This is a genomic window from Phormidesmis sp. 146-33, assembly GCF_052939515.1.
Map to the genome: position 1 here is coordinate 1 of NZ_JBJPHU010000169.1, position 9,724 is coordinate 9,724.

The 9,724-nt window shown below is 49.7% G+C and carries 10 protein-coding genes; 7 read left to right on the top strand and 3 right to left on the bottom strand.

Annotated elements, in window-relative coordinates; translation table 11 throughout:
- Window positions 1-229 precede the first annotated feature (229 nt).
- The 5 genes from ACJ2PR_RS33185 to ACJ2PR_RS33205 all read left to right on the top strand — a co-directional run bounded on the left by ACJ2PR_RS33185 (window position 230) and on the right by ACJ2PR_RS33205 (window position 7,349).
- Window positions 230-3,277, top strand: coding sequence for a hybrid sensor histidine kinase/response regulator (locus ACJ2PR_RS33185; RefSeq protein ID WP_446880249.1), 3,048 nt, complete (start codon window positions 230-232; stop codon window positions 3,275-3,277).
- Window positions 3,278-3,474: 197 nt separating this feature from the next.
- Window positions 3,475-6,315, top strand: a complete 2,841-nt coding sequence (locus ACJ2PR_RS33190) for a methyl-accepting chemotaxis protein (protein ID WP_446880250.1) — start codon at window positions 3,475-3,477, stop codon at window positions 6,313-6,315.
- Window positions 6,316-6,463: 148 nt separating this feature from the next.
- The gene (locus ACJ2PR_RS33195; protein ID WP_446880251.1) at window positions 6,464-6,649 is read left to right on the top strand and encodes a hypothetical protein; all 186 of its coding nucleotides are present in this window, start codon (window positions 6,464-6,466) and stop codon (window positions 6,647-6,649) included.
- 101 nt (window positions 6,650-6,750) lie between these two features.
- Entirely contained in the window at window positions 6,751-7,005 is a 255-nt protein-coding gene (locus ACJ2PR_RS33200; protein WP_446857331.1) for a hypothetical protein, read from the top strand.
- A complete protein-coding gene (locus ACJ2PR_RS33205) occupies window positions 7,002-7,349 on the top strand; it encodes a type II toxin-antitoxin system RelE/ParE family toxin (RefSeq protein WP_446857330.1) in 348 nt (115 codons plus the stop codon). The genes ACJ2PR_RS33200 and ACJ2PR_RS33205 overlap by 4 nt, the downstream gene beginning before the upstream one ends.
- On the opposite strand, the gene ACJ2PR_RS33210 is transcribed toward ACJ2PR_RS33205, so the two are convergent.
- Entirely contained in the window at window positions 7,346-7,507 is a 162-nt protein-coding gene (locus tag ACJ2PR_RS33210; RefSeq protein ID WP_446857329.1) for a hypothetical protein, read from the bottom strand. The two genes, ACJ2PR_RS33205 and ACJ2PR_RS33210, sit on opposite strands and share 4 nt — an antisense overlap.
- Window positions 7,508-7,729: 222 nt before the next feature.
- Here ACJ2PR_RS33210 and ACJ2PR_RS33215 point away from each other — a divergent pair, with 222 nt between their 5' ends.
- Both ACJ2PR_RS33215 and ACJ2PR_RS33220 read left to right on the top strand, forming a co-directional pair.
- The gene (locus ACJ2PR_RS33215; protein WP_446857328.1) at window positions 7,730-7,948 is read left to right on the top strand and encodes a hypothetical protein; all 219 of its coding nucleotides are present in this window, start codon (window positions 7,730-7,732) and stop codon (window positions 7,946-7,948) included.
- On the top strand, window positions 7,945-8,205 hold the full coding sequence (locus ACJ2PR_RS33220) for a type II toxin-antitoxin system RelE family toxin (RefSeq protein ID WP_446857327.1): 261 nt from the start codon (window positions 7,945-7,947) through the stop codon (window positions 8,203-8,205). Before ACJ2PR_RS33215 ends, ACJ2PR_RS33220 begins: the two co-directional genes overlap by 4 nt.
- A 95-nt stretch (window positions 8,206-8,300) precedes the next feature.
- Here ACJ2PR_RS33220 and ACJ2PR_RS33225 read toward each other — a convergent pair whose 3' ends face one another.
- Both ACJ2PR_RS33225 and ACJ2PR_RS33230 read right to left on the bottom strand, forming a co-directional pair.
- Window positions 8,301-8,558: a hypothetical protein gene (locus ACJ2PR_RS33225; RefSeq protein ID WP_446857326.1), complete on the bottom strand. Its 258-nt coding sequence runs from the start codon at window positions 8,556-8,558 to the stop codon at window positions 8,301-8,303.
- Between the two features lie 68 nt (window positions 8,559-8,626).
- Window positions 8,627-9,724: tetratricopeptide repeat protein (locus ACJ2PR_RS33230; protein ID WP_446880252.1), on the bottom strand; the 1,098-nt coding region annotated here is incomplete at its 5' end.

Genomic DNA, 9,724 nt, shown 5'->3' on the forward strand with positions numbered 1-9,724 from the left:
GACCTGCAAGCGTCGGTCGGAGCCTTCAAAGTTGAGGGATGAGGGATGAAGGAGGAGGGAGGAAGGATGAGGGATGAAGGATGGACAAAAGTCTCGTTCTGTCTCCCGTTCTGTCTCTTGTCTTCCGTCTTCCGTCTTCCGTCTTCCGTCTTCTCCCTCCTCCCTCCTCCTTCATCCCTCATCCCTCTTCACTCCTCCCCTTTCATCCCTCCTCCCTTCTTAAAAAACTATGTCACACGATAAGGAACTCGAAATTCGCCGCCAGTTCCTCGATGAGGCGCAGGAATATCTGGACACGCTGGATGCGGCGCTCATTGGGTTGGCAGACCATCGAGTGGATGCTCAAAAAATTAACGCGGCACTGCGATCGGCTCACTCGATTAAAGGTGGAGCGGGCATGATGGGCTTTCAAATGCTCAGTGATCTGGCTCATCGGCTCGAAGATTCGCTCAAGGTGCTCAAGGTTGATAAGACGATCGTCATTAGTGCTGCGCTCGAAAATTTGTTGCTGAGAGCCGTGCATTGTCTGCGGCAGGTGATCGAGTGCGATCGCCAGAGTGTAACCCTTGACTCTAATTGGATCGAGGCAGAAGTCGAACCGATTTTTACGCAACTCCACCAGCAGTTAGGCGATCCTCAAGATGAGAGTGCTGCTTCGCTGCTGTCGTCTGACGAAGGACAGGATATCGTTCCGATGTTGTTTGAGACGGAGGTGGAGGGCTGCTTGCAGCGGTTAGAAAGCGTCTTAGAAACGCCAGATCAGCCCTGTTTGCAAGAAGAACTGTCGATTTTGGCGCAGGAGCTAGGCGGGTTGGGCGAAATGCTGCAACTCCCGGCGTTTAGCAGCTTGTGTGAGTCGGTGACCTACTGTTTGGAAGTGGGGGATCACGAGGTGGCTGCGATCGCTCGTTCTGCGTTGCAAACTTGGCGACGGGCGCAGGCCCTGGCGATCGTGGGACAGTATGCCGAAATTCCGGGGATGATTCCGCTGATGACGCAGCCGGGCCTCAAAGAGTCAGACAATATGGGATTGAATGACCTGTTATCTGACGATGGATTGGAGGCTTCGGAGTCCTTGCTGGATTGGGAGGCGGTTGCGGCAAGTGATCCTCAAGATGCGGCGGAGTCGCTTTTAGAAGAGGAGCCTGCGTGGTATCTGGAGGCTTTGTCGTCAGATTCGGTGGCTGTAGATGACGAGGGCTTTACGGAATTGCAGCCTGCAAAAGAGTCCCAGACGCAAGCGGCCCAGGCTGATTTTAAGGTGTCTGACTTTAAAGTATTGGAGACGCAGACAGAGCCAGAAATGCTGCCTGAAAGCGATCGAGATTCCACGGTGCGCGTTCCGGTTAAGCAGTTAAATCAACTCAATGACTTGTTTGGCGAATTAACGATCGACCGCAATGGTTTAGACCTCTATCTCAAGCGGCTTCGCAGTCTGGCTCAAACGCTGCACGATCGCCTCCAAACGCTGGATCACGTCAATTCTGAAATGCGAAATGCTTACGATAAAGTCACCGTTTCTAACTTTGGCTCTCCGATTCTTAATCGCGGTGTAAAACTTCTGAGTGCAGGTTCTGATGACACTTCTGAGAATGGTAACGCTAACACCCTGACGCTCAATTCCCAAAGCACAAAATTTAAATCTCAAACTTCAGATTTTGATGCTTTAGAACTGGATCGATATAGCGATCTTCATCTGCTTTCACAACAAGTGATGGAAACGCTGGTACAAATTCAAGAAGTCAGTGAAGATATCGATTTGAGTCTGGATGATACCGAGCAGGTAAATCGCAATCTCAACAAAACAGCGAAACAACTGCAATCAGGATTGACTCAACTGAGAATGCGTCCTTTGTCGGATATTCTCGATCGCTTTCCTCGTGCTTTGAGAGAGTTGTCACTTCAGTATGGTAAACAGATTGATCTCAAGGTGATAGGGGGAAATACACTCGTCGATCGCAATCTTTTGGAAACGCTAAACGATCCCTTAATGCATCTACTTCGCAACGCTTTTGATCATGGGATCGAAATGCCTGAAACCCGTGTTCTCAAAGGCAAGCCAGCCGAGGGAGTGATCGAGATTCGCGCCTTTCATCAGGGCAACCGAACGGTAATCACAGTGCGAGATGATGGAGAAGGGATCGCGATCGATAAGATTCGTACCAGAGCCGAGCAGATGGGCTTAGATGCGACTCTCTTAGCAGCGGCCAGCGATGAAGAACTGCTGTCACTGATTTTTGAACCGGGATTTAGCACTCGCGACCAGGTAACCACGCTATCGGGGCGAGGCGTTGGTATGGATGTCGTGCGGAGTAATCTCAAACAAATCAGGGGCGAAATCAAGGTCAACACGCAGGCTGGACAGGGCACCACCTTTACGCTGTCGATTCCGTTTACGCTGTCTACGGTGCGCGTGCTGCTGGTCGAAAGTCACAAAATGCTGCTGGCCTTTCCGACCGACATTATCGAAGAGATGTTTTTGCTCAAACCAGAGCAGATTATTCAAACCGCAGGCAGCGAAGTGTTGAACTGGCAAAATCAACCCGTTGAGCTAATTCGTCTTCAGCGCTGGCTCAATTTTAACTGCGCTCGATCGCGCTACAGTTTTGAAGCCGTTCCGACGATCGCTGCCCCTGCCGTAGTGATTGTCAATCAGGGAACTCAGAAGTTTGGGCTGCAAATCGATCGCTGTTGGGGTGAGCAAGAGGCGACGATTCGCCGAGTCGAGGGCAATCTGCCACTTCCGGCGGGCTTTAGCAACTGCACGATTATGGGAAATGGTCGCGTGGTGCCGCTGGTGAATGTTTCGGAGATGCTGCGCTGGCTGACGAGCTACGAACGGAGTACCCCTCCCGAATTGCCGCCTCTGCCGCCGACTCCTCGCCTGAGTGCTGATCATCAAACGATTTTGGTGGTCGATGACTCGATTAATGTGCGGCGCTTTTTGGCTCTGACGCTAGAGCGAGCAGGCTATCGAGTTGAGCAAGCCAAAGATGGACTCGACGCGCTGGAGCGATTGGAAACGGGGACGCTGATTCAAGCTGTGATCTGCGACATTGAGATGCCTCGATTAGATGGATACGGACTGCTGGCCAAAATGAAGGCGAATCCGACGTTAGAACGGGTGCCGATCGCCATGCTCACCTCACGCAGCAGTGACAAACACCGTCAGATCGCTACAAATTTGGGTGCAAACGCTTATTTTTCAAAACCATATAACGAGCAGGTGCTTTTACGAACATTGGCGCAACTGATTGAAAGTAGTGCTCTAAATTAGCGGGGAGACTTTAGACCTTAGACGAATGGGTGTGAATTTGATGAAAGACGTTCTCATCTCCAGAATTGGGGAGTTGGGGGGCAGAAGATTCAAACAACGAAGCGAAAGCGCTGTCGAGCGTCCAAAGTCCAACGTCTAGATTCCAGCGTCCAACCTATGATTCACTAGTAATTTTATCAACAATAAGGAGTGTGGGTGTGGAAATTCGAGGCGATCGTTCCTCTGGGTTGAAGTGGTTTAGTGATTTGTCGATCGGACGCAAACAAGCGATCGCGCTGATTGTCTGCGAATTGATTCCGATTTTGGCGTTGGGGGTCGGCTCAACGATAGTGATCACCAGTAGTTTACGCACGCAGATACAGGCTCAAGCCAAGTCAGAAGTCGCTGTGACGGAGACAAACTACAACATCAAAGTAAATCAAATGGGATTTGGCTCACGCGGTCAATCTGATAACCCTGCGATCATCAACGCAGCAAAAAATCAACAACAAGGGCAACCCATTCCTGAAGACCTGCGGAATCAAGTTAAACAAATTCTGCAAAACGAAGTCAAGGCGAGAAAAATAGAATATGCAACGCTGGTCAGTAAGGATCTGCGAATTGTAATTAATGCTAATAAAAATCGTTCTAATGAAAAAATTACCGCTCCCAACTTAGCCGATCTGGTCAAACAGTCGATCGCCAGCGGACAACAAATCAAAGCCAGCGAGACGATTTCTAAAGACGAACTGAGCCGAGAAGCCCCTCCCCTCCCGCAGGAAATTAAGGACGATGGGCTGATTCGCTATGTGGTGACTCCGGTGAGAAATCCTGAGAATCAAGAAGTGATTGGTGCGCTGATTTTTGGAGATGTGGTCAATGGCAAATTGCCGATCGTAGAAAGTACGCTTAAGGCATTTGACGGTGGCTACAGTGCGGTTTATCTGCGGCGATCGACGGGAGACTTTTCTTTGGCAACCGCCCTCGACCAGAACAGTTCTCAACCTGTGTCCCTTACAGATACATCGGTGTTGACGGATGCAGTCCGCGCCAAAGGGCAAGCTGTCACTCAGCGATTGGAGGTGGGCGGCCAAACTTATACCGTTGCTGCAAAAGCCGTCCCCAATCGGATCGTCGAAACTCCGGAGGGGCCGTCTCCTGTTTATAACGATGAGTCGATCGCCATTCTGGTGCGGGGCACGCCCGAAGAGACCCTGAATCAGTTGATTTCTAAAAGTTTGCTGCAAGAAGCGATCGTGCTGGCGATTTCTCTATTGCTGATTGTCGGCTGGAGCCTGCTGTTTCGGCGGACGGTTCTCAAACCGATTCAACACTTAGAGCAGACAACTCAGGAGTTTGCTCAGGGCGATCGGTCGGCGCGGGCTGAGGTTTTTTCTCAAGATGAAGTGGGGCAACTGGCGATCGCGTTTAACCAGATGGCAGACAATCTCTCGGCTTCAGAAATTGCGCTGTCGGGTGAAGCCTCTCGTCAAGAGCAGCAAGCCAAAGAAGCGAAAGCGCTGAGTAACATTACCGAACGAATGCGACGATCGCTGAATGCTGATCAGATTTTACAAACCTCGGTTGAAGAAGCGCGTGATTTTCTCAGAGCCGATCGCGTCGTTATTTATCGGTTTGAAGATTACTTATTAAATGCGAGTGTGATTGCTGAATCAGTCGTATCTGAGTACGCAAAGATTATTACAAGTGTGGTCGATAATCCACTGGATCTTGATCACTTTGAGCAATACATGACGCAATCCAACTGGATTGTCAACGACACCGATCGAGAAGATATTCGGCCACGTCGTCGAGATTATCTGCGACGGTTTGAAGTCAAGGCAGAGATGGCGGTTCCGATTTGGCAGGGCGGGCGGGCGATGGGCTTACTCTGTGTTCACCAATGTTCTCAACCTCGCCAATGGCAACGCTTTGAAACTGACTTTTTGATACAGCTTGCGCCGCAAATTGGGTACACGCTGGATCAAGCTCAACTTTTGCAAGAAAAACAAGCTGCGCTGCACGCTTCCGAGACGCTCAAAGAGTCGCTTCAGCTTCAAATTGTCGCGCTCCTTGAAGAGGTAGAAGGGGCATCACGGGGCGATTTGACGGTGCGCGCCGAAGTGACATCTGGTGACATTGGCACGGTGGCCGATTTCTTTAATGCGATCGTCGAAAATCTGCGCCAAATCGTTCTTCAAGTCAAGCAGTCTGCTACTCAGGTCAGTCGTCTTTTGGGCGAAAATGAAGGCGAAATGAAACAACTAGCCGAAAATGCCCTTCAGCAAACAGAGGAAACGACTCGCATTCTCAACTCAGTGGAGCAGATGACGCGATCGATTCAAACGGTCGCCGAACGCGCTACTCAGGCCGCTACAGTCGCCCGCAAAGCCTCCAATGTCGCAGAACTGGGTGAGTCTGAAATGGATTTAACGGTGAAAAATATTCTCAAGCTGCGAGAAACGATCGAAGAAGCTGCTAAAAAAGTCAAACAATTGGGCGAAGCGTCTCAGCAGATTTCTAGAATTGTGTCGCTGATCAATGAGATCGCTGTCCAAACTGACCTGCTCGCCATCAACGCCAGTCTCGAAGCGTCTCGTGCCGGGGAGCATGGGCGGGGTTTTGCGGTCGTGGCTTCAGAAGTGGGAGAACTCGCGGCGCGATCGGCGGCGGCTACACGAGAAATTGGGCAGATTGTGGAGGCGATCCAATTGGAGACGCGATCGGTGGTCGAAGTCATGGGGCAAGGGACGGCTCAGGTCGTCAAGGGTGCCCATTCGGTCAAAAATGCTAAGCAAAGTTTGATTCACATTGTGCATGTGTCACGCCAGATTGATGAACTGGTACAGTCAATTTCAGAAGCAACGGTTTCTCAAGTGGAGACTTCGCGATCGGTGACGAGTTTGATTCAAGAGGTCGCCCAAACTTCTGCCAAAACTTCTGATTCGTCGCGCCGCGTCTCTGGTGTGCTGCGGGAAACGGTGCAGGTGGCTCAGGAGTTGCAGTCTTCGGTGGGGATGTTTGAGGTGGGGAGCGGGAGGGATGAGAGATTAATTTAATCGAATTAAGCATCGTCGAGAAGTATGTGGCTGATGTGACGCTAATGAATTGAGTTGCGTTGTGGCGATCGCTCTTCCTCATTTCATCTCTTTTCTCACCTGCTCTCGTAACTTCATCACCCAATCTTCTTTGTAGCCAAGTTTGATCGTGCGATCGAAATCTGAAAGGGCACGATCGTTTCAGGAGTTTGCAGAAGATCAACACCGCAAGTATGGTCTGTCATCTGAATCTATGAAGTATCGCATTGAGATTTCTAGCTTGGCAGAAGCTGAAGCAGATAGCGCGTTTCTGCGGTTGTCTCAAGTTACAGACCCAAGGAGGGCAAGCCAGTAGTCTAACGCTTCAGAGATGCCTGATCGCGCAGCGCGGGGTTCTTTGAGGTCGGGCGATCGATTAGACTAGATGAGCGACGTTACAGGATAACGAGGCAGACTATGGCGATTGTTGTCACCCTGAGTCCAGATTTAGAAGCATTGCTGCGTGAGCGGGCTGCTCGGCAAGGTCAAAATGTCAATCTTGTTGCATCTGAGCTATTGGCAAGCGTTTTGGAATGGGAAGCGCAAGACCTGGAAGAAGCGAAGACTGGAATTCAGCAGGGCCTAGATGATTTTGAGGCGGGTCGATCGCGATCGTTTCGGGAGTTTGCAGAAGATCAACACCGCAAGTATGGTCTGTCATCTGATCTATGAAGTATCGCATTGAGATTTCTAGCTTGGCAGAAGCTGAAGCAGATAGCGCGTTTCTGCGGTTGTCTCAAGTTACAGATCTAAGGAGGGCAAGCCAATGGTATTCAGAGTTGCTGCAAGCGATCGCTTCTTTATCTCAAATGCCAAGACGCTGCCCCCCTGCGCGTGAGAATGAGTATTTTAGTCAAGAAATTCGACAACTGCTTTACGGTCGTGGACGCAACTCATACCGCATTATCTTTACGATTTTAGAAGGGCAAGAAGTTTCTACCGTTCGGATTTTGCACATTCGACACGGCACACAACAGACGCTTGGTGAAGATCCAGAAGAACCCAAAGCGACTTAACCGCCATAGAGGTCTTCTCGACGGAAGGTTAGATCAGGGGAAGCTAACCCAACAGGATAGGTTGAAAATTGCAGGGACGATCGCTGTGAAGTAGAGGCAGATTGCTCATCAATCACAATCACGACTTGATGCTGACCGGGAGAAATATCAGGCGGCACTTGTAGGATGAGTTGCCCATCTTCGGTAATTGTTGCGGTAGCTTCGATCTCTTCGAGTTACCCGCAAGGGGTCGTTCTCATACCGTTCAGAATTGTTTGAGTTTAGTCTAACGCTTCACGGATGGTCGATCGAACCTTTGTCAAAGCGCGATCGTTGAGTGTAGGGTTCTCTGAAGTGGGGCGATCGCTTAAACTAAATGAGCAATGCTAGATGGAACGGCTATGCAAGTTAAAGACCTTACGATTAACGAACTGAAAACTCTGATTCGAGAAACGGTCATGGAAGCTTTGGACGAGTTTTTGCCAGACCCCGATGAAGGCGCAACGGTTAAAGAGGAACTTCAACAAGAGCTTTTGGAGATTCGCAAGCGTAGAGCGTTGGGAGTTCGTGGCATTCCAGCAGATGAGGTGATGCAAAAATTGGGACTGAGTCGCCAATGAGCTATTGGGTTGAATATGAGTCAGAAGCGTTTGCTGATTTAGAGCGGCTAACTCAGACACTTCGTGAGCGAATCGTTAGTAAGATTCATTGGCTGGCTGAGAATTTTGACCAAATTACGCCACAGCCTTTGACCGCTAATCTATCGGGCTTCTTTAAACTAAGAGTCGGTGATTACCGAGTGATTTATGAATATAGCCAGGAGGAAAGAGTCATTTTTATCAACCGGATTAGGCATCGACGAGAAGTTTATGGTTGATTCCGTAAGAAGGTTGAGATTAGTTCTGGCGCTGCGCCTGGTCTTTTCATCAAGGGGTTGATAGGCATCCCAAAAAGAGGGCAGGGTTGTCGAGTTCATAGCTGGTCGTAGTCTAGTGGGCTAGAAAGCCCTTGAGCAATCTCTTGTTTGGCACGTCGAGCCGCTTCGATGAGCTTTGTCTGAGTTTGCTTGAATGAGTCATCCCACTGAAGTTCGTCTTGCAGGTCGTCGATGTATTCGCGAAGATGATCGATAACCTGCTCTTGTAGGTTCTCAGGCAGAGATTCCATCATCTTGACTACGGTGGCGATCGTTGGAGACGACATGACTAAAATTCCTTCTGCTGGTTTCATGATTTTACCCTAACACCTATACCGAGAGCAGCCGATCGCTCCTCATCCTCCTCAACTCAAAACGCTCCTCATTTCATCTCTTTTCTCACCCGCTCTCGCAACTTCATCACCCAATCTTCTTTGTAGCCAAGTCCGATCGCGCGATCGATATCTGAAAGGGCACGATCGGACTGCTGCTTTTTGAAGTAGGCTAACCCACGATTTGCATAAGCTAGACCGTAGTTAGAATTGATTTGGAGAGCTTGGTTATAGGCAGCGATCGCCTCATCAAGTTTGTTTTGGCTCGACAGCGCAAGTCCCAGATTGTTGTAAGCGTCAGCATATTTTGGGTCAAGCTTAATTGCTTGGTTGTAAGCAGCGATCGCCTCATCAAGTTTGTTTTGGTCAAACAGCGCAATGCCCAGATTGTTGTAAGCGTCAGCATATTTTGGGTCAAGCTTGATCGCTTGGTTATAGGCAGCGATCGCCTCATCGAGTTTGTTTTGGCTCGACAGCGCATTGCCCAGATTGTAGTAAGCTTTAGCATATTTTGGGTTAAGCTTGATCGCTTGGTTGTAGGCAGCGATCGCCTCATCGAGTTTGTTTTGGTTCCTCAGCGCAAGTCCCAGATTGTAGTAAGCGTCAGCATATTTTGGGTTAAGCTTGGTCGCTTGGTTGTAAGCAGCGATCGCCTCATCAAGTTTGTTTTGGCTCGACAGCGCGAGTCCCAGATTGTTGTAAGCCAGAGCAAATTTTGGGTCAAGCTTAATGGCTTGGTTGTAGGCAGCGATCGCCTCATCGAGTTTGTTTTGGCTCGACAGCGCGAGTCCCAGATTGTTGTAAGCCAGAGCAAATTTTGGGTCAAGCTTAATGGCTTGGTTGTAGGCAGCGATCGCCTCATCGAGTTTGTTTTGTCTAGACAGCGCAATGCCCAGACCGACGTAAGCATTAGCATGTTTTGGGTCAAGCTTAATTGCTTGGTTGTAGGCTGCAATCGCCTCATCAAGCTTGTTTTGTCTAGACAGCGCAATGCCCAGATTGTAGTGAGCACTGGCATATTTTGGGTCAAGCTTGATCGCTTGGTTGAGGGCAGCGATCGCTTCATCAAGTTTGTTTTGGCCAGACAGCACATTGCCCAGATTGTAGTGAGCACTGGCATATTTTGGGTCAAGCTTGATCGCTTGGTT